20 protein-coding genes are annotated in these 20,009 nt (G+C 29.1%); 3 read left to right on the top strand and 17 right to left on the bottom strand.

Features of this window, described 5'->3' with window-relative positions; all coding sequences use genetic code 11:
- From holA to SPD90_RS13610, 5 genes are all read right to left on the bottom strand, one after another.
- A partial coding sequence (holA, locus tag SPD90_RS13630; RefSeq protein WP_331680590.1) for a DNA polymerase III subunit delta occupies positions 1-438 on the bottom strand: 438 nt, incomplete at its 3' end.
- Entirely contained in the window at positions 413-1,672 is a 1,260-nt protein-coding gene (locus SPD90_RS13625; RefSeq protein WP_320925588.1) for a ComEC/Rec2 family competence protein, read from the bottom strand. The genes SPD90_RS13625 and holA, both read right to left, overlap by 26 nt.
- Positions 1,673-1,843: 171 nt before the next feature.
- Positions 1,844-3,031 (bottom strand): aminotransferase-like domain-containing protein, encoded by a 1,188-nt coding sequence (locus tag SPD90_RS13620; RefSeq protein ID WP_320925587.1) that lies wholly within the window; start codon positions 3,029-3,031, stop codon positions 1,844-1,846.
- Positions 3,032-3,213: 182 nt separating this feature from the next.
- Positions 3,214-4,395 (bottom strand): GNAT family N-acetyltransferase, encoded by a 1,182-nt coding sequence (locus SPD90_RS13615; protein ID WP_320925586.1) that lies wholly within the window; start codon positions 4,393-4,395, stop codon positions 3,214-3,216.
- Positions 4,396-5,331: a DUF2156 domain-containing protein gene (locus SPD90_RS13610; protein ID WP_320925589.1), complete on the bottom strand. Its 936-nt coding sequence runs from the start codon at positions 5,329-5,331 to the stop codon at positions 4,396-4,398.
- Between the two features lie 227 nt (positions 5,332-5,558).
- On the opposite strand from SPD90_RS13610, the gene SPD90_RS13605 reads away from it, so the two are divergent.
- Positions 5,559-6,395 (top strand): ComEC/Rec2 family competence protein, encoded by an 837-nt coding sequence (locus SPD90_RS13605; protein ID WP_320925585.1) that lies wholly within the window; start codon positions 5,559-5,561, stop codon positions 6,393-6,395.
- Between the two features lie 107 nt (positions 6,396-6,502).
- Here SPD90_RS13605 and SPD90_RS13600 read toward each other — a convergent pair whose 3' ends face one another.
- From SPD90_RS13600 to SPD90_RS13580, 5 genes are all read right to left on the bottom strand, one after another.
- On the bottom strand, positions 6,503-7,258 hold the full coding sequence (locus SPD90_RS13600) for an acyl-CoA dehydratase activase (protein WP_320925584.1): 756 nt from the start codon (positions 7,256-7,258) through the stop codon (positions 6,503-6,505).
- Positions 7,259-7,278: 20 nt separating this feature from the next.
- Positions 7,279-8,442, bottom strand: a complete 1,164-nt coding sequence (locus SPD90_RS13595; protein WP_320925583.1) for a double-cubane-cluster-containing anaerobic reductase — start codon at positions 8,440-8,442, stop codon at positions 7,279-7,281.
- 139 nt (positions 8,443-8,581) lie between these two features.
- Positions 8,582-9,292 carry a tRNA threonylcarbamoyladenosine dehydratase gene (locus SPD90_RS13590; protein WP_320925582.1) on the bottom strand — a complete coding sequence of 237 codons (711 nt, stop codon included), beginning with the start codon at positions 9,290-9,292 and terminating at the stop codon, positions 8,582-8,584.
- A 184-nt stretch (positions 9,293-9,476) separates the two neighbouring features.
- Complete coding sequence (locus tag SPD90_RS13585; RefSeq protein WP_320925581.1) at positions 9,477-9,791, bottom strand: rhodanese-like domain-containing protein; 315 nt, start codon at positions 9,789-9,791, stop codon at positions 9,477-9,479.
- Between the two features lie 108 nt (positions 9,792-9,899).
- Positions 9,900-10,574 carry a uracil-DNA glycosylase gene (locus SPD90_RS13580; protein WP_320925580.1) on the bottom strand — a complete coding sequence of 225 codons (675 nt, stop codon included), beginning with the start codon at positions 10,572-10,574 and terminating at the stop codon, positions 9,900-9,902.
- 68 nt (positions 10,575-10,642) lie between these two features.
- Here SPD90_RS13580 and SPD90_RS13575 point away from each other — a divergent pair, with 68 nt between their 5' ends.
- The gene (locus SPD90_RS13575; protein ID WP_320925579.1) at positions 10,643-11,689 is read left to right on the top strand and encodes an FAD:protein FMN transferase; all 1,047 of its coding nucleotides are present in this window, start codon (positions 10,643-10,645) and stop codon (positions 11,687-11,689) included.
- A gap of 38 nt (positions 11,690-11,727) precedes the next feature.
- Here the strand turns inward: SPD90_RS13575 and SPD90_RS13570 are convergent, their stop codons facing one another.
- Entirely contained in the window at positions 11,728-12,432 is a 705-nt protein-coding gene (locus SPD90_RS13570; RefSeq protein WP_320925578.1) for a helix-hairpin-helix domain-containing protein, read from the bottom strand.
- 77 nt (positions 12,433-12,509) lie between these two features.
- Between SPD90_RS13570 and SPD90_RS13565 the strand changes: the two genes are divergently transcribed.
- Positions 12,510-13,895, top strand: coding sequence for a D-alanyl-D-alanine carboxypeptidase family protein (locus SPD90_RS13565; RefSeq protein WP_320925577.1), 1,386 nt, complete (start codon positions 12,510-12,512; stop codon positions 13,893-13,895).
- 147 nt (positions 13,896-14,042) lie between these two features.
- On the opposite strand, the gene argH is transcribed toward SPD90_RS13565, so the two are convergent.
- From argH to SPD90_RS13535, 6 genes are all read right to left on the bottom strand, one after another.
- Entirely contained in the window at positions 14,043-15,359 is a 1,317-nt protein-coding gene (gene argH / locus SPD90_RS13560) for an argininosuccinate lyase (protein WP_320627153.1), read from the bottom strand.
- A gap of 45 nt (positions 15,360-15,404) precedes the next feature.
- A complete protein-coding gene (locus tag SPD90_RS13555) occupies positions 15,405-16,226 on the bottom strand; it encodes a Cof-type HAD-IIB family hydrolase (RefSeq protein WP_320627152.1) in 822 nt (273 codons plus the stop codon).
- A gap of 103 nt (positions 16,227-16,329) precedes the next feature.
- Positions 16,330-17,238 carry a DMT family transporter gene (locus SPD90_RS13550; protein WP_320925576.1) on the bottom strand — a complete coding sequence of 303 codons (909 nt, stop codon included), beginning with the start codon at positions 17,236-17,238 and terminating at the stop codon, positions 16,330-16,332.
- A 155-nt stretch (positions 17,239-17,393) separates the two neighbouring features.
- The gene (locus SPD90_RS13545) at positions 17,394-17,774 is read right to left on the bottom strand and encodes a RidA family protein (protein ID WP_320925575.1); all 381 of its coding nucleotides are present in this window, start codon (positions 17,772-17,774) and stop codon (positions 17,394-17,396) included.
- 260 nt (positions 17,775-18,034) lie between these two features.
- A complete protein-coding gene (locus SPD90_RS13540; protein ID WP_320925574.1) occupies positions 18,035-18,925 on the bottom strand; it encodes an SH3 domain-containing protein in 891 nt (296 codons plus the stop codon).
- A 393-nt stretch (positions 18,926-19,318) separates the two neighbouring features.
- Positions 19,319-20,008 (bottom strand): 5'-methylthioadenosine/adenosylhomocysteine nucleosidase, encoded by a 690-nt coding sequence (locus SPD90_RS13535; protein ID WP_320925573.1) that lies wholly within the window; start codon positions 20,006-20,008, stop codon positions 19,319-19,321.
- Between the last annotated feature and the right edge of the window lies 1 nt (position 20,009).

The raw sequence follows: 20,009 nt of genomic DNA, 5'->3' as shown, positions 1-20,009 counted from the left end.
AGATATTTTTTCACAGTTATATACTATTCCATTTTTATTTATTTTATTTACCATGCTTTTTTTCTTATCTATATCACCGTACACAGCAAAGACTAAAACTGTAGTATCTGGAATATTTTCTAAATGCTCTGCAAAAATCTTTTCTTCTTTATCTGAAAAATTCTTTTTCTTGCCCTTCATAAGTAGCTCAAAGTCTTTTACGATTACTATCTTTCTCTCGTCCATAAATGGAAGTGTCTCTATTGAGCTTAATAACTGATCTAGCATGATTTCTTTGCCATCTAGTATATCTAGATTAAAGTCTATCATACTTTCATTTAGAGACTCTTTAAACAGCTTTATAGCGTTATCTATTAAATAATGCTCTCTACCATATAGTAGATAAATTCTTTCAAAATTTTTAGCCTTTATATTATAAACAATATCCTTGTATTTCATTTTCCTGCTCCTTCATAGTTTTAAGCTCTTTATATATCATATAAGAGAAGATTAAAACATAATAGATTATTACATATGTCATTTTAGGATTTTCAACTTCTATATATCCAATCTCTATTTGACTTAATTTATCCAATATATAATATACCATATTAATCAGTGTTTTGTTTATATAAACTATGACTTTTGTAATATTTAAATTAAATTCAAAAAATAAAATACTAAAAATACTTAAATTCATAATAATTCCTATAAAAGGTATTATAACTATATTTCCTAAAATCGATAAAACAGGAATACCTCCAAATACATAGTATACTATAGGCATAGTCAAAATATTAGCAGCTATAGTCATCGATACTATATCGAATTTAAGCCTTTTTTTGATGATCTTATTGAAATATAAAATGGATAACGTAGCTAAAAACGATAATTGAAAGCTGACATTATATATAGTGTATGGATTATTTATAATTAATACACTAGCAATTAATGATAATGTAGTTATTCCATCTCTTTTTTTAAATAAAAATACAGCCAAATACATCACAGCTACAAACGCAACCGCCCTGACAATAGACGGCGAAAAACCTACCATTATACTGTACAAAACCATAATTATCATAAGAATAAATAATTTATATAATTTATTTATTCCTCTTATAACATATGCTATCAATATACAAATTATATTAGTATGAAGCCCAGATATGGCTATTACATGGCTTGTACCTGTCCTAGAAAACATCTCATTCTCTTCTTGAGTCAAATCGTCCTTCATGCCAAGTAAAAACGAATTTATAAAATTAGACGTATCCTTGTACAAATATCTAAAGGTATCCCTCATATACATCTTTAGCTGTCCTAAATTTATGTAAAATTTATTCTGACCTATAACTTTAAAATAATCTGAATAAATTACGCCTTTATATCCACAGCTTCTTATATATCTACCGTAGTTAAAATCATCAAACTCCATCTTATCTAAATCCTTTTGCTTACCTTGTACTGATACCACCTTTCCTATTTTCAATTCGTATTTTCTCTTGTAGTCATTTACTAAATAGCCGTCTATTATATACTGAGTGTATTTGCTCTTTTCCTTTTTGTCCTTCACAACTCCTGTTATAGTCGTCTTAGTATCTTCATTTATATTATCTAATTCTCTATCCTTTGTGATAAAAAATCCCAAAATTAAAAGCAATATAAAAATCAATAATAAAGGTCGTCTCAAAACATGCCTCCTCTAATATCTTTAAAACAAATATTTTCTATATTATTGACCTTATTTTTTTAATATAAACAACCTTAAGTATATAAATTTTATTTTTAATTCAAATTTATTACAAAAAAATAAGACATACACAAAACATGTACGCCTTATTTTTCTATTTATAATTTTCTACTATCTTAATTCAGATTTTATAACTTCAGCTATTCTCTTTATACCTTCTACTATTCTATCTTCATCCATATTTGAATAGTTTAATCTAAAGTTATTAGCCTTAGTTCTTCCTGGATAGAAAGCAACACCTGGTACGTATGCTACGTTATTTTCTATACATTTTTTCATCATTTCAGTAGCATTCATATATTCAGGTAATGTAACCCACATAAATAATCCACCTTCTGGATGAGTCCATTTAACTCCTTCAGGGAATTCTTCTTCTATAGTTTTTATCATTAAATCTCTACGTTTTTTGTATAGAGCTCTTATTTCTAATACGTGTCCATCTAAGTCACATCTTTCTATATATTTACTTACTTCTAATTGAGATATTGTTGAAGTTTGTAAGTCTCCATCTTCTTTACATCTTATGTATTTAGCTAATATTTCTGGTGCTGCACATACCCATCCAAGTCTGTATCCTGGACATAATATTTTAGAGAATGTTCCTAAATATACTACATAACCTTCTGTATCTAAAGATTTTAATGAAGGTAAAAATTCTCCTTCATATCTTAATTCACCATATGGGTTGTCTTCTAAAGCAACTACTTTGTATTTAGTTATTAATTCAACGAATTTTTTACGTTTTTCAAGTGGCCAAGTTCTTCCTGTTGGATTTTGGAAATCTGGTATAACATATATCATTTTTATATTATCATTGCTAGCTAGAACTTTTTCTAGAGCTTCCATGTTCATACCATCTTCATCAGTTTCAACTTCTATGTATTTTGGTCCATATCCGTTAAATGCGTTTAAAGCTCCTAAATAAGTAGGACTTTCGCATAATATTATATCGCCTTCATCTATGAATATTTTACCAGAAAATTCTAGTACTTGTTGAGATCCACTAGTTACTAGTATATCATCAGCAGTTACATTTGTTTTTTGTTTAGCATTCATTCTATCAGCTATTTGTTGTCTAAATTTTTGGAAACCTTGAGCTGAAGAATATTGAAGTGCAACTTTACCTTCTTCATCTAAAACAGCAGTAGCCATTTTTTTCATGTCTTCTATTGGAAATAAGTCTGGTGCAGGTAGTCCTCCTGCAAAAGATATTATTTCTGGTCTGACAGTTAAAGCTAATATATCGCTTATTTCAGATCCCCCTTCTGTCATCATACGTTTTGCATATTTTACTTCCATTAAAAATCACCCCAGTTATTTTTATTTATAAAATATATTGTATACCTATTTTTAAAATAGTCCATTATATTTATAAATTTTTATATAAAAAATTAAACTTACTATAATTTTTCAACAAAAAAACATATAAAATATATAAAAATATAGTCTATATGTTTCTTTTAAAATTTTTGATTTCAAAATTATACGAGCTCATCTATATAATTTGTCTCTTTTTCAAATAAAGTATTTAAAATAGTCTTTTGATCATCACTCAATGAATTTTCGTCTATCTCATTTAACATAAGTATTTCATCTATATTTAAATAAGAAAAAGCTAATTGTGCAATAGAATTTATATTTAATTCTATATCGCAATTTTGCTCTACTTTTTCTACGTTTATTTTATTATCTAATATTGATATTTTAAAAACTCCATCGTTTTGCTTTATATATTTATCTTTAACCTTAATATTTATAGATTTACCTTCTATTTTTTTTATTTTTTCTTCATCTAAATTTAGTGTTTCTAAATACTTTTCGAAATTTATCATTCTTCCAGCCATAAACGGTACGAGTTTCATTTCACATGTTTTTAAATTTTCAACTACTAATCTTATTTTATCATCAACAGGTGAGTTTATAACTGTATTTTTACATTGTGTATTGTGGTTGTATATATAAGCTAAAACACATTTAAGAGAAGATATACCTGTATATATTAGTTCTCTTACAAAAAATGTATCTCCCTGAATATAATAAACTATATAGCTTCTGCTGTTGTTATCTTCATTAATATATACGCGCCCGTTTTCAGATTCAATTTCCATTATAAATCTTCTAAAATACTCTTCATCTCTAACTGTATATCCATTTAAAGATTTCATAGCTTCTCTGTAAATATCTGCTAAAATTTTAGCATCATCTATAGAAGCCCTCTTTAACCTAGAAGTCAGCTTAAATCTAGAAAGGTCCTCTGTTCTTATACTATACTCAAGCTGGTCATAACAGTGGTCAAATCCATATCTTCTATACAATCTATAATCTATAGCCATTAATATAGAAACTATTTCTCCGTTTTTATAGAGTTCATCTAATGTACGAACCATTAAATTTTTCATATATCCATGCCCTCTTATTTCAGGCTTTGATGAAACTCCTACTATATACGATACTTTATAATCGTCGTCTCTAAGTCTTATTTTGTATTTATTCATTTGTAGTGAGGATAATACTTGATTTTCCTCTTCAACAACTAAAGTATTTTTTTCGTCGTATACATTTTCAAAGTAATAATCTACAAATTCTTTTTGATCTTCAAAACAATAATCCCATAGAGAAATTATTTGTTCTCTGTCTTTTTCTATAGCGTATCTAATCTCCAATTAGTTAGCCTCCCTAACTGTGTATTTTTCTACAAATCTGCAAGGATGGTAAGACAATTTAGCCTTTCTAAGACCTTCTAATCCCATATCCTCTTCCCTATTTACAAAATCCACATCTGGGAATTCATTAACTAAAAATTGTTGATTTATATAAGGATATAGGCCTCTTATACTTGGGTTTGCTTTTTCTATATGAATTAAAGCCATATCATCGTTTATCAATTCACCCATAGTAAAAGCTTCTAATTCCCCATCTACATAGATTCCTGCTATTTTTAGTCTATCTGATATTTCATCGTAGTGTCTAAATAATTTTTCGATGCCTACTCTTTCATCGTCCATTCCTTCGCTTACTTCGTCGTTTTCTTCTTTATTATCAGCCCATCTATCTAAAAGAGCTCTACAATCATCGAAATCCTCTTTTCCAAGAAGTCTGTATTCAAATCTTCCTTCGTATTCATTTAAAAAGTAATTTATATGATTTCTTTTTTTACTGTTTTTTCTTCCTTTTAGCGTTCTCAAAGTTTCGCCATCGTATACATAATCGAATATATCTCTTTCTGCTATATACTCAAACTTATCTCCATAAGTTTCTTTTAAATAATCTATTACTTCTTCACTTATACCTCTAAAGTACAATTCCTTATCTATTTGCTTAAAGTAGTTTAAAACAAAGTCTATTGCCTTTGGTAAATCTTCTTTTTTTGCAAGTGGTAGTATAGAGAATAAATCTCCCTCATATTCTCCTACTAAAACAGCGAAATTATCCCCTAAATAATAAGCAGTTTTATAAGCATGTTGCCACATATACAAAGTGTCAAAGCAGTATTCACACGCCTCATAATCAACTAAATCAAAATATGGATTTAGTATTTCTCTATCTTCTATTGTTATTTCCTTAAAGCAAGGTCCTAAATTATTATGCTCTTCTTTCATTATATCTTTAAAAAGTGAATTTATATTTTCTTTATTTTCTATTGTTGCTAACATAATTTCCTCCTATAACATATAAAATTCTTCACTTAAAATTATTATTAATGAAGAATTTCCCAATTAGATGTATTTATTTTTATTTTAATGTCAATATTAATAATATATTTCAATATTTTATTTTACCCAAGATAATATTTAATAAACATACAATTTTAATGGAGTGATTTCACTTGAATAAAAAAATATTAATTTTTCCAATTATTATAATAGCACTTTTGACCGGCTGTGACAAAAATAATGTTTTCTGTATCCACATAATAGATGTAGGACAGGCCGACTCAATTCTAATTCAAACCCCATCAAATAAAAACATGCTAATCGACGGCGGTGAAGAAGATAGTGCTAAAATAATAAAATCGTATTTAAAAAATAAAAAAGTAAAAAATCTAGATATAATCATCGCAACTCACCCTGACAGCGACCATATCGGTAGTTTAGACTATGTAATTGATAATTTCGATGTAGATAAAATATACATGACTAAACAGATTACCGATAGTGAGTGTTACAACAACTTAATCGATTCCTGTAATCAAAAAAACTTAAAAATAGGTTATCTATCTAAAGACGATACTTTTAACTTAGATAATTCTACTAAAATCGATGTTTTAAGTCCTAGTTATATAACTGACGATAATAATTCAAACTCCATTGTACTAAATATTTCGTATAAAAACAACAATTTTTTGTTTACAGGAGATTGTGATAGCGAAAACGAAATAGATATGATAAATTCATATGATTTAGAAAATGTAGATTTTTTAAAGGTAGCTCACCATGGCAGCAGTAGTTCTAGCTGTATAGATTTTTTAGAAGAAACTACTCCCGATATAGCTGTGATTTCATGTGGATATAAAAACAGCTACGGTCATCCTCATAAAGCAACCCTTGACAATCTAAATGACGTAGACGCAAAAATTTTTAGGACTGATATAAACGGCAGTATGATATTTTACTCAGACGGCGATAGAATTTACACTAAAGTAAAATACGACGCTTCAAATTGATTTTAGAGCATAATAAAACATTTTCCTGCATTATATAATAAGTGGAGACTTTAAAAATATAAAGTACTCCACTATTTATATGCTAAGTCAAATTTTAAATTGACTTATTATTTATAGCCGATAATAGCTGCACCTAATGCTCCAACTATTTGTGCATCCTCAGCTACAAATATATCCATGTTTAAATCATTTTCTAGCATTTTTACAAGCTCTTTAATTTTTGCAAGTCCGCCTGTAAATGCTAGCTTTTCTTTTATATCAGTCTTATTGAGTAAAGACACACCTTTATTTGAAATTGATTTTATTATCCCTGCAGCAATATTTTCCTTAGGTACATCTCTAGCCAAAAGACTTATGATCTCTGATTCTGCAAATACAGTGCACATACTAGATATATTTTCTGGAACAGCACCTCTTGCAAGAGAATCTATATTATGTATATCGCTGTCTAATTTATTGGAAGTTATCTCTAAGAATTTTCCTGTGCCAGCTGCACATTTGTCATTCATTATAAAATTTTCAACACTTCCATTTTCACTGATATTGATTACCTTTATGTCCTGTCCACCTATATCTAATATAGTTCTTATATTTTTATTTAAGAAAAACATTCCCTTCGCATGACAAGTTATTTCTGTGACTTTCTTATCTACAAAGTCCATGCTAACTCTTCCATATCCAGTTCCTATTACCTTTTTTATCTTGGTTTTATCTACACCGTCTATAAGACTTTCATATACTTCTCTTGATGTAGTTTTAGGACTAGAACCTGTTGGAACGATAATTTTTTTTATTATATTTTCTCCGTCAAATAGTACGCCTTTTGTATAAGTAGATCCCGAATCTAAACCAATACTATACATAAATTACCTCCAGTTTCCACTTATCTTTTGTCCTCAATCATCTCGATAAATGCTTCAAATCTAGTTCTAAGCTGTTCTGTATCTGTTTCTGAATAGTCAGTTTCAATTGCCATATAATCGATATTTTTTTGTCCAGTTACAAATTCCTTTATCTTATGGCTTTCTACATTAAATGGATGACAAGATTGAAGTGCGATATCTATAACTCCATCTACCTTGTATTCATCTATTAATTCATCTAAAAGATCTATTCTCTTTTGGTTGTTCATCATGCATGCACAACCTATATTTAAGTATCTTTTAGCTATTGCTTCGTAAACATCAGGATTTTCTTCGTCTATTAATTCTCTATTGCTTCTTATTGACGAACAAAGCTCATATGCTACTACAGATGCTCCACTATCTTCCAAAGTCTTTACGATTTTATTTACACATCCACCTATTGGAGAACCAGTTATAAGTATTCTCGGTGCATCCTTTTTAACTGGGCATTCTCCTCTTTCATATCTATCTTTGGTGTCGTCTATTATTTTTCTAAGTGATGCTTTTAGTTCATCTCTATTGAATTTAAATTGAGCTTGATAAGATACTTGGTATAATTCTAATGAAGTTAAAGCTGATGGCTCTAATTTGGCAAGTTCAAAATATTCATTTAGTAACGCTCTTTCTTCATTTTTATCTTTTATAGCTGCTTTTATATCTTCCTCTGTTATAGTAACTCCTAATTCTTTTTCAAGAACTTCTTTTAATAAAATTACTTCATCCTTCCAAAGGTTAAACTCGTTTTTTCCAGTTGCTCTATTTGGAAGCTGCATAATATGCATAGGTTTTATTTTTGACAGCTCCTCGTACATTTTTTTCTTTCCATCACAAGTTGTTTCTCCAACTAATAAGTCTGAAAAATAAAAATATGGACATGTATCAGTTATAACATGACCATAGCTAGATTTTATTAATGGACATAAATTTCTAGGTAATACCTTTTCTGCATCTTTTATGGGTTCTTCACTTACACCGCAAACCCCTACCGGAACAGCACCTGCTGCTAAAATTAACTCAGTTGGTGTAAAACAGCAAAAAACCCCTACCATCTTTTTTCCATCATCTTTAATTTTCTTTGCAGCCAAAAAGCCATTTCTTCTAGCTTCTGTAAAGCTTTCAAATTGTTTTGGTAAATCGTTCATTTTAAACCTCCTGTTTATGTATTTTTTTAGTTATATTTAAATAACTACTTAAATAGTAGCAAAAATCTTTGTGAATTTCTACAAAATAAAATCTGCCTTTGATAAAAGCAGATTGATTTAAAACTTAATTATTTAGATTTTATTCTTGATCTAATAGATCTCTAACTACTACAGATGCTATTACAAGCCCTCCTACTGAAGGTACAAAAGACACGCTTCCTGGAGTTACCTTTCTTCCATTCATTATTTTTTCCTTTAATTCAATAGGCTGTTCAGTCGAATAAACTACCTTTAATTTTTTTATTCTTCTATTTTTTAATTCCCTTCTAAGAACCTTCGCCAGAGGACATGTATGTGTTTTATAAATATCTGTCACTACTATCTTAGTAGGGTCTAATTTATTTCCCATACCCATAGAGCTTATTATTTTAAATCCCTTTTCATTGCAAACTTCTATAAGCTTTATTTTAGATGTGACCATATCTATTGCGTCTACAACGTAATCGTAATCCTCTGTGAATATCTCATCACTTGTTTCAGCGCTGTACACTTTTTTTACTGTTTTTATATTTAAATCTGGATTTATATCCAGGAGTCTATCTTTCATTACATCTACTTTAAATTTCCCGACTGTAGAGTGAAGTGCTGGTATTTGTCTGTTTATATTAGTTATATCGACATCGTCAAAATCTACTATAGTTATATTTCCAACTCCTGCTCTTACAATTGCCTCGCATGCAAAGCTACCTACTCCGCCTACTCCAAATACTATTACATTTGCGTTTTTTAATTTATCTAATCCTTCTTGTCCAACAATTAGACCTGTTCTCATTTTAAAATCTTTTTCCATATATTTAATCTCCTAAAATTTTTCTTTCGTAATATTATAGTTTACTTTTTATATTTTTTAAAGGTGTATTTTTATATATTTCATATATTTCCTATTAATTAACATATATTTATCATTAATTAAAAAGAGATATTACAAAATCGATGTAATACCTCTCAATAAAAATATTTTTTGTTTTCTTTACCTAATTATACAAAGGATAATTGTATGAGCCTAAGCCTTTATCCAAGCTGTATACTTTACTAAATCCATTTAAAATCAATGCTTTTCCTGCTCCTATACTTTGAATTCCATGTTCGCAATATAAAAGAACATTTGAGCCTTCATAGCCTTTGATTTCATTTATTCTATCTAGTACTTCATTAACTGGAATATTTATAGCTCCTGGTAAATGCCCTTGTAAATATTCATCGTAATCTCTCAAATCTATTATCAAGCCAAATTTTCTATTATCTATCATCTTTTTAGCTAATTTTGCAGTTATTACATTTACTGTCATTAACATCACTTCTTTTCATAATATATGAATTATATATCTTTTAATTTATAATATTCTATATTATGATAAATTGTTACAATTAACTACTTTATTTTTATAATTTTGCAATTAAATATTTGGTATTTGCCAGTCGATAGGTTCCTTACCTAAATCTTTTAAAATTTTATTTATCTTAGAAAAATGCTTACATCCAAAGAATCCTCTACTTGCAGATAATGGACTTGGATGTGGAGCTTCTAGTACATAATGTCTACTTAAATCTATAAATTCTTTTTTGCGTCTTGCATTTGCTCCCCAAAGAACAAATATAACTGGATCTTCTCTTGTATTAAGTAGCTTTATGACATCATCAGTAAATATTTCCCAGCCAATATTTTTATGCGAATTTGCTTCATGCGCTCTTACAGTCAAAGCAGTATTTAAAAGTAAAACACCTTGATCTGACCAAGGTATTAAATATCCATTATTTGGAATATAACAACCTAAATCGTCGTGTAGTTCTTTATATATATTTAAAAGAGATGGAGGTATTTTCACTCCTTTTTGAACTGAAAAAGCAAGCCCGTGCGCCTGATTTTCACCGTGATATGGATCCTGACCTAAAATCAAAACCTTTGTGTCCTTAAAAGAAGTATGCTTTAAAGCTTCAAATATATTGTACATATTTGGATATATAACTCTAGTAGAATACTCCTTTTTTAAAAACTCTCTAAGGTTTAAATAATATTCCTTTTTAAATTCATCCTTTAACAGTTCATCCCAATCATTATTTAATTTAACCATGTAAAAAACTCCTCTTTATATTTTGTTATGTTATAATTAATATATCACAATTATTTGGAGGAAACACTATGAACAGAAAAAAATCTACCTTTTTAATAGTAGCAATTATTGTTATTTGTTTTTTCATCTATGTATTTAGAGGCAACTTTAATAAAGGAGATTATAGTCAAACTTACTACGATTTAGGAACTGTAAGTGAGATTACTTTATACAATGTAAAAGAATCAGAAGCAAATGATATTTTAAAAAAATGTGGAGATATTTTACTAAATATCGACAATACAATGGGAAAAACAAGAGAATACAGCGAAGTATCTGAAATAAATAAAAAAGCCGGCAAAGAATACGTAAAGGTATCCGACGAAACCTTCTATGTAATAAAAAATGCCTTAAATTTTTCCGACATCTCAGATGGCGTATTTGATATAACTATAGGACCTGTTGTAGATTTATGGGGAATTGGAACTGAAAATGCAAGGGTTCCAAGCTCAAACGAAATAAAAGAAAAACTACCTCTTGTAAATTACAAGGATATCTCACTAGATGAAAAAAACAAATCAGTTAAATTAGAAAAAGAAAATATGGAGATAGATTTAGGTGGTATTGCAAAGGGATATGCAGCAGATAAAATATACGAATATCTACAAGAACAAAACGTAGAAAGCGCAATAATAAACTTAGGCGGAAATGTATTTGTATTAGGTGAAAAAGACAAAAATACACCATTTAAAGTAGGAATACAAGACCCTACAAATGAAAGAGGAAATTCTATAGGCAGTATAAATGTTTCAGACCAATCTGTAGTTACATCTGGAATATACGAAAGATACATAGAAAAAGACGGTGTTATCTACCACCATATGATAGATCCTTCGACTGGATATCCATTTGACAATAATTTAAGCAGTGTAACTATAGTGTCATCGTCATCTCTAATTGGAGATGGTCTATCTACAACTGCATTTGGGCTTGGAGTAGAAGAAGGACTAAAATTAATAGAAAGCATAGATAATACAGATGCCATATTTATAACTAAAGATAAAAAGGTATACACTACTTCAAATTTAAAGGATAAAATAAACTTAACAGACAATTCTTTTAAATTATCAAATTAAAAATACAACGGGAGATGCTTACGCATCTCTTTTTTATATTAATTTACACAGATCGAATCCTTCATATTTTCATATTTCTTATCACCTATTCCATTTACATTTTTAATCTCCTCTATACTTTTAAAATTTCCATTTTCCTCTCTGTAGCTCAAGATTTTATTAGCAGTAGCCTCTCCAACTCCTGGGATAGCATCTAGCTCTTGTATACCTGCTGTATTTATATTTACCTTGTTATTTTGAGTGGTATTGCCATTAGCTTGATTACTATCTAAATTTCGGCTTTGATTACTCGTATTATTTGATAAATTTTGGTTTGAGCTGTTATTTTTATCTCCCTTTTTAGGAATTATATAATGCATCTCATCTTCTAATTTAATTGCTAAATTTATATTGTTCATATCGGCCTTTTTAGTTACACCTCCGAGCATTTTGACAGCATCTGCTAGTCTCTGATCGCTTTTTAATGTCACAATACCTGGGTTATTTACTTCTCCACTTATATAGACAGTAATTTCTTTAGCTGATATATTTTTATCGTCTTTACTTTCATCCTTAATTTTATTTTCACTAATGCTATCTTCATCAAGCGCTTCCTCATCTTGAATATTTTTTTCGCTCGCTTCTGTACTTTCCTCTCCATTTAACACATAAATTTCATCTGTAAAATATCCCTTACATAGCAATCCTCCTACAGATACTAAAATTACAACTACAAAAGCTAATATTTTATTTTTATTTTGCATTTTTATCCCTCCTTATTTTGGATTATTGCCAAAAATATGATATACTAAAATATAAGTTTATAAATTGGAGGTCAAAAATGAAAAAAAAGTTATCATACTTACTAGTGTGTCTACTAACAACCATGATGATAATGAGTTCTTCTATTTTAACCTTTGCTGATGAAGCATATGATAGCGTTGATATAAAGGCTAATTACGGTGTAGTAATTGACTATGAAACTGGAAAAATATTAGGTGGAAAAAATATCGACGCTAAAGTTTACCCAGCATCGACTACAAAAATATGGACAGCTTATTTAGTTGTTAAAAATGTAAAAAATTTAAATGACACTATCGAAATTACAGAAGACCCAATGGTAGACGGATCTAGTATGTATTTGAAAAAGGGTGAAATATTTACCGTTAAGGAATTATTACAAGGATTATTAATTCACTCTTCAAACGATGCAGCTGAAGTTTTAGCAAAATATGTAAGTGGTTCAATCGGAGACTTTGCTAATTTGATGAACGAAGAAGCAAAAAAAGCTGGTGCATTAAATACCCACTTTAATAATCCACACGGTCTGCCAGATGAAAACCACTACACAACAGCATATGATATGGCAATGCTTGCAAGAAAAGCTATGAGCGAAGAGGTCATCAGAGAAATTGTAAGCACTAAATCAATCTCATTCAAACAACAAGATACAGCTAATAGTAAAGTAGAATTTTCTCGCTATTTTACTAATACAAATTTATTTTTAACATCTAACAATAAAATAACTTATAGAGGTAAATCTATACCTATAAAATATGATATCGTAGATGGTATAAAAACTGGATATACAGACCTTGCAGGAAGATGTCTTTTGAGTAGCGCTGTAAAAAACGATATGAGAGTTATCGCTGCCGTATTTAAAAGTTCAGGAACTAACGTATATGTCGACTCAAGAACACTATTAGATTATGGATTTGATAATTATTCTTCTAAAACAATAATCGATAAGGATGAATATACAAAAACAAAAAGAGTATTATTTACTAAAGAAAAAGAATTTATATACCAACCAAAGGCTAGCTATAAATTGGTATTAAGAAACGGCGAATCTAGCGGCTCTGACTATTCTTGTAAAGAAGATTTAGATTACGATTTGCCAATTTATAAAGGCGATAAAGTAGGTACATTAGAAGTTTACAATGGAAATAAATTAGAAAAAACTATCGATTTAGTCTCTACTAGTGAAATACATAGTTCTTTTGCATTCTTTACAGAAAGCAATTTCTTCAAAATAATATTTAAAATAATCTTATTTTTAATATTAGCATTTGTATTATTCGTCTTATTTATAGCAATAAGAAAAAAATACAGAAGAAAACTTAGAAGAATTGCTAATAAAAATAAACATAAAAATACCAAAGCTCGTAAAAATACTAATACTCAAAGAAAAAATTCTAATAATATAAAAAGAAAACCCAAAAGATAACAAATAATACACCCTAGTTATTAGACTTAGCTTCTAATAATTATGGTGTTTTTTAATATAGATGAAAATTTTTTTATATAAAAATAAAAGCTGTCATAAGAGTTTTAATAATCTCATATGACAGCCGTTTATATTATAACGCTCTTATTATTTTAAATTTTTCTTGATTCCTTTATCGATTATATTGTTGTAATCTATGAAATCATATATATCTTGTTCAAATACTGGGCTGAATTTTAATAATTCATCTAATTCTAATTCTTCTATAGCCTTGTCGTGGTCTTCACAGTATATAACTATTTGTCCAACTATACTGTGAGCATCTCTAAATGGAACATTCTTATTAACTAAGTAGTCAGCAACTTCTGTAGCGTTTAAAAATCCTCCCTTAACTGCTTTTTTCATGTTGTCTTCTCTAACCTTTAGAGTTCCTATCATACCTTCCATTATTTGGATACACATTTCAAGAGTTTTTACACTGTCGAAGAAGCCTTCTTTATCTTCTTGCATATCTTTGTTGTAAGCTAGTGGTATACCCTTCATTACTGTAAATAATGCAAATAAATTACCATAAACTCTACCAGTCTTACCTCTTATAAGCTCTGCACCATCTGGATTTTTCTTTTGTGGCATTATAGAACTTCCTGTAGTGAATAAGTCGTCCATTTCTATAAATTTAAATTCTTGAGAGCTCCATAATACTAATTCTTCACTTAATCTACTTAAGTGCATCATTATTATAGAAAAATCACTCATAAGTTCAAGAAGGTAATCTCTGTCACTTACACCATCCATAAAGTTGTCCATAGGTTTTTTAAAGCCTAATTTTTCTGCTGTAATATTTCTGTCTATATTATGAGTAGTTCCAGCTAATGCTCCACATCCTAGAGGTGATTCATCTAGTATTTCTAGAGCATTTTTTATTCTCTTTTCATCTCTATCAAACATGTTGTAGTATGCCATTAAATGATGTTTAAATGTAACTACTTGAGCTCTTTGTAGATGAGTGTATCCTGGCATTATAACTGAATTATTGTCAGCTACTTCTTTTATAGTTTCCTTTAAGCTAGCTATATGACCTACCATGTCGTTTGCTTTTTCTCTAGCATATAATCTCATATCTAAAGCAACTTGGTCATTTCTACTACGAGCAGTATGTAATTTTTTACCTACATCCCCGATTCTTTCTATTAAGTTTATTTCAACAAAGCTGTGGATATCTTCGTAATCCCCGCTTAAAGGTAGTTTTCCAGATTCGATATCTTCTAATATACCATTAAGTCCATCAGTTATTTGTTTTCCTTCTTCTTCAGTTAAAAGCCCAACTTGTACTTGCATATATACATGAGCTAAGCTTCCTTCTATATCCTTTTTGTATAAAACACAATCGAATCCAAAAGATTTATTGAATTCCTCCATTAATTTGTTTTCGCCTTTTCTAAAACGGCCTCCCCATAACTTCATATATTTTCATCCTCTCTATTTTCTTTAATTTAAATTGATTAAAAATTATATTTCTAAAAATTTATAAATAGCCTTTGCTACACCATCTTCCATATTAGTAGAAGTAACATAGTCTGCTTTTTCCTTTACTGCTTCATCTGCATTTCCCATGACTACACCTAGTCCTGCTAGCTCTATCATCGGTAAATCGTTGTAGTTATCTCCAAAAGCTATGACCTCTTCTCTATTTATACCTAAATATTGGATTAAAGCCTTTAAAGCCTCTCCCTTATTTGCACCTTTGTGCATTATTTCGATATTGTTGTACCAAGATGAAGTCATCTCAATATCCTCAATTTTAGAAAGATCTTCTCTTACTCTTTTTAGCTTTTCCATATCATGGTCGTCTATTGCTATTAATTTTAAAATCTTATGCTTAGAAGCTTCTTCCTTTAAATCTTCTCCAAAGTGTACATTTACATGATCGTTAAAGAAATTTTTTAATCTCTCCCTAGTCTTTTCTTTGTCTTTAGAGGTAAGATTTTTGCACATCATAGTATTTTCTGAATAAAGCTGATAATAAACTTCATTTTTTTCAAAAACATCTATTATCTTCATACAAATATCATTTGGAACGCTGTTTTTGTATATTAGCTTATTTGTCTTTGTCTCTTTAATTATTGCTCCATTACATGCGATTAAAGGAGTATTTATATCTAAAAAATTAAAATGCTCCTTAGCAGAATCGTAAATTCTTCCACTAGCAGGAACTATTTTTACACCTTTTTCTAAAGCCTTACTCAAGGCTATTTTATTTTCTTCAGTTAATTGGTGGTTATCTCCTAAAAGTGTTCCATCCATGTCTGAAACTATTAATTTATATTTCATACGAATTCCTCATTTATATTATTTCTTGCGTTTAAAATTACCCTATCTGATATTATAGCATAACAAATTTGATTTTAAAATATTAATACTTTAATAGTATTTATTAAATTAAACTATCATCTTCTAAAATATTGTCTTTTTTCTTAAATAAAAAACTCAGCTTTGTCTCTGATATTATAACTGCGATAAATATCAACAAAAATCCAATACCTAATTTTAAAGTTATCTGCTCATGGTATATTAAAATAGAAAAAATAACGCCAAACACTGATTCCAAACTAAGTATTATAGATGCTGAAGATGCAGATGTATTTTTAAGACCAATGCTTTGAAATGCTAAACAAAGAGCTGTAGCAAATACACCTAAATAAGTAACTCCTAAAAATGCATCTCTACTGTAAACAGTCGGATACGAACCTGTTATAATAGTCGCTATCCATGATATAACAGCGACTACAAATATCTGTAAAAAAGTCAAAAGATATTCATCCCTATCCTTACAATAATAAGCAATAGCAACTATATTCACTGCCGACAGCACTCCTCCTATAAGAGTTAAAATATCTCCCATAGATATTGTCAATTTTTCATTTAAGGATACCATACCTATTCCTATAATACATATAAATGCCGCTATAAAATTAAACTTATCAGGTCTATCCTTAAAAACAATCCAATATAAAAATGGAACTACAACGCAATAAATAGCTGTAAGAAACGCACTTTTTCCAGGAGTTGTATCTAACGCTAAGCCTACTACCTGCACTATAAATGAAATCCAAAGAGAGCCTCCCATCACAAGACCTCCAATTATATATCCCCTATCTATTAATTTAAATTTCTTCCTAAATATTATTCCTAAAACTATACTACCTACAGTAAATCTAATCGCCATTATAAAATTAGACGGCATAGTGTCTGTAGCTCCTTTTACTACCACAAAAGTGCTTCCCCAAATAATAGCTGTCAAAAATAACGCTATTTTTGATATTAAATAAGTTTTATCCTTCATAACTCGTCCTCCCTTATCAAGATAATTATATCAAAAAAAGGGAGTGTCGAAAAATAGAGTACAAAATCTATTTTTCGGTCACTCTCTCCTTTAATTTGGGTATAAATTTAAAAGAGGCTATACGCAAAAATGATCTTGCGATAGCCCCATGTTTATTATAATACTGCTATTAATTCTATTTCAACTTTTACGTCTTTTGGAAGTCTAGCAACTTCAACACAAGCTCTAGCAGGTTTGTTATCTCCAAAGTATTCAGCGTATACTTCGTTTATTTGTCCAAATTCATTCATATCTTTTATAAATACTGTAGTTTTAACTACATTTGAGAAATCAGCTCCAGCTTCTTTTAATATAGCTTGAAGATTTTTTAAAGATTGAGCAGTTTGAGCTTTTACATCCCCTTCTACTACTTCCATTGTTTCAGGATTAAATGGAACTTGTCCTGATATAAATAATAAGTTTCCAGCTTTTATTGCTTGAGAATATGGTCCTATAGCAGCTGGCGCATTGTTTGTATGTATTACTTCATAAGCCATTGGTATTACCTCCCATAATTTTAATATATTTTTTTCATATATTATTATACTATTTTTTTCAAAAAATAATATACTTTCTAGAATTATTTTTAGAATATTTTTTGTGCGTTATATATAACTTTAATTTAATTATAACATATTTTAATTTAATTACAAATACTTATCTATATAATTACACAAAAAATTTTAAAAAATGACTGAAACTCATTTATTGAGATTCCAGCCATTTTTTAAAATTAAATTGAGTTTTGTATAAAATTTTACTTCAATATTTGAATTTCTATATTTCTAACACCCCATGAATTACATTTAGCTTCACTAGACATAAATATATCAATTTTGTTTCCTTTTATTCCACCACCGCAGTCTTCTGCTATATAAGTACCGCCAAGTGCTGGTATATAAACTCTAGTTCCATAAGGTATTACTCTTGGATCTACAGCTATTGTTCTTCCTGGCTTAGGAGTTGTTCCTGTCGCAGTTATACCATCACCTGCATATGCAGTTGCGCTAACTGTCATAGTAGTTACTGCATTTGATGATGATTTTTTCTTTGAAGAACTTGAAGCATATGTTTTTTTCGAATTTGTAGATTTACTTGAACTACTTGATTGTGATTTTGAAGACTTAGTTGCCACATTGTACAAATCACTGTAGTCATGTAAATTTTTAGCTTCGGTTTCTATATATTTACCACATACATATCCTGTTTTTCCATCCTTTAGTTCTATTTCATACCAACCATTATCTTCGGCCTTTATTATTTTTACTTTATCTTCTTTTTCTTTAAATTCCACTATATCGTATAATACAGAAGGACCAGTTCTAACATTTAATTTTTTCGCTGATACTTCTCCGTCTAAAGTTATATATTGTCCATTTGTCCATGCTACCTTACCATCTTCCAATTCAATTTTATACCATCCGTTTTTTATAGATATTAAATCAACTTCATCATCTAATTCGAAGCCTCCTATAATATCATCAGAAGTCGATGGTCCACTTCTTATATTTAACTTATCTACATTCACTATCGCTTGCTCTTTTTTTGAATCTACATCCTTATCACTCTGTGCATATACAGCATTTGAACTGAACATAGTCAACATTGTGAGTGCAGCTACCGTGGTACTTGTAATTTTTTTAATCATAAATATTCCTCCTAATTTTTACTTTTAACAAGTATTTTTTCTTAAAGAAATTCTATCCTCAAGATTTAAAAGTAACAATTTTGTAACTTTTTATTATCTTGTAATTTATTATATTACATTTTTGTAATTTTTGAAACACTTTTTATAAAATAGTTACAAAAAAGTTACATCATCGATTTAATTATATGTGCTGACTTTTAAAAATATCACAGTTTTTGCAACGGTTATAATAATTTTTTATCGCTATGTAATTTTAATAAATTTTTTATTTACATTTTTGTGTTTTTTTATAATTTTTTCATAATTCTAGAAAAAAAGAGGTGTTTTCAAACATCACTTTAAACAAAACAATATTCAAAAACACCTGTTTTTTTTATAATATCCGATTAAATTCTATAAAGCTTCTAACATTCTAAGTACTATATCTTTAGAATTTTCAGCTGCCTTATCTACAAATTCATCATATGTCACATTGGCACTTCCATCAGCTTTATCAGACATAGCTCTTATTATAACGAAAGGAGTATTATTTAAAGTACATACATGGGCAATTGCTCCACCCTCCATTTCACCACAATAAGCTTTAAAATCATTGTCTAGCTCGTCCTTTAATTCCTTTGAGCTTATAAATATATCTCCTGTAGCAACTCTTCCTTTTACGATTTTAAAGTCTTGATTTTTTACTTGCTCTAAGCTTGATTTATAAGCAGCTTCTATTAATTTTTCATCTGCTTTAAATACTGAGTTTTCCATTTGAGGTATTTGACCCTTTTCATATCCAAATGCTCTAGCATCTACATCGTACTCTATAGCTTCTGTAGATATTACTATATCATTTACATCTAGAGATGAATGTATAGCACCTGCAACACCTGTATTAACAACTGCTTGAACGCCGAATTCACTTATAAGTATTTGAGCACATAGCGCAGCATTTACTTTCCCTATTCCACATTGCACTAATACTACATTTTTTCCTTTTAAGCTACCTATATAAAATTTTAAACTCGCTTTATCTACTGTTTTTTCTATTTCCATAAGGCTAATTAAAGTACTAACCTCTTTATCCATAGCTCCGATTATT

The organism is Intestinibacter sp. (genome assembly GCF_034113885.1).
Taxonomy (GTDB): Bacteria; Bacillota; Clostridia; order Peptostreptococcales; family Peptostreptococcaceae; genus Intestinibacter.
Note: the sequence above shows the minus strand (reverse complement) of the source record. Positions and strands in the feature narration are given on the sequence as shown.

Bases quoted from the DNA above. Each gene is read 5' to 3' on its own strand.
- SPD90_RS13550 (WP_320925576.1), bottom strand. From the start codon at position 17,238: ATGAAGGATAAAACTTATTTAATATCAAAAATAGCGTTATTTTTGACA.
- SPD90_RS13575 (WP_320925579.1), top strand. From the start codon at position 10,643: ATGAACAGAAAAAAATCTACCTTTTTAATAGTAGCAATTATTGTTATT.
- SPD90_RS13565 (WP_320925577.1), top strand. From the start codon at position 12,510: ATGAAAAAAAAGTTATCATACTTACTAGTGTGTCTACTAACAACCATG.
- argH (WP_320627153.1), bottom strand. From the start codon at position 15,359: ATGAAGTTATGGGGAGGCCGTTTTAGAAAAGGCGAAAACAAATTAATG.
- SPD90_RS13545 (WP_320925575.1), bottom strand. From the start codon at position 17,774: ATGGCTTATGAAGTAATACATACAAACAATGCGCCAGCTGCTATAGGA.
- SPD90_RS13600 (WP_320925584.1), bottom strand. From the start codon at position 7,258: ATGTATAGTATTGGTTTAGATTCGGGATCTACTTATACAAAAGGCGTA.
- SPD90_RS13540 (WP_320925574.1), bottom strand. From the start codon at position 18,925: ATGATTAAAAAAATTACAAGTACCACGGTAGCTGCACTCACAATGTTG.
- SPD90_RS13555 (WP_320627152.1), bottom strand. From the start codon at position 16,226: ATGAAATATAAATTAATAGTTTCAGACATGGATGGAACACTTTTAGGA.
- SPD90_RS13570 (WP_320925578.1), bottom strand. From the start codon at position 12,432: ATGCAAAATAAAAATAAAATATTAGCTTTTGTAGTTGTAATTTTAGTA.
- SPD90_RS13620 (WP_320925587.1), bottom strand. From the start codon at position 3,031: ATGGAAGTAAAATATGCAAAACGTATGATGACAGAAGGGGGATCTGAA.
- SPD90_RS13585 (WP_320925581.1), bottom strand. From the start codon at position 9,791: ATGACAGTAAATGTAATAACTGCAAAATTAGCTAAAAAGATGATAGAT.
- SPD90_RS13610 (WP_320925589.1), bottom strand. From the start codon at position 5,331: ATGAAAGAAGAGCATAATAATTTAGGACCTTGCTTTAAGGAAATAACA.
- SPD90_RS13590 (WP_320925582.1), bottom strand. From the start codon at position 9,292: ATGGAAAAAGATTTTAAAATGAGAACAGGTCTAATTGTTGGACAAGAA.
- SPD90_RS13595 (WP_320925583.1), bottom strand. From the start codon at position 8,442: ATGAACGATTTACCAAAACAATTTGAAAGCTTTACAGAAGCTAGAAGA.
- SPD90_RS13580 (WP_320925580.1), bottom strand. From the start codon at position 10,574: ATGGTTAAATTAAATAATGATTGGGATGAACTGTTAAAGGATGAATTT.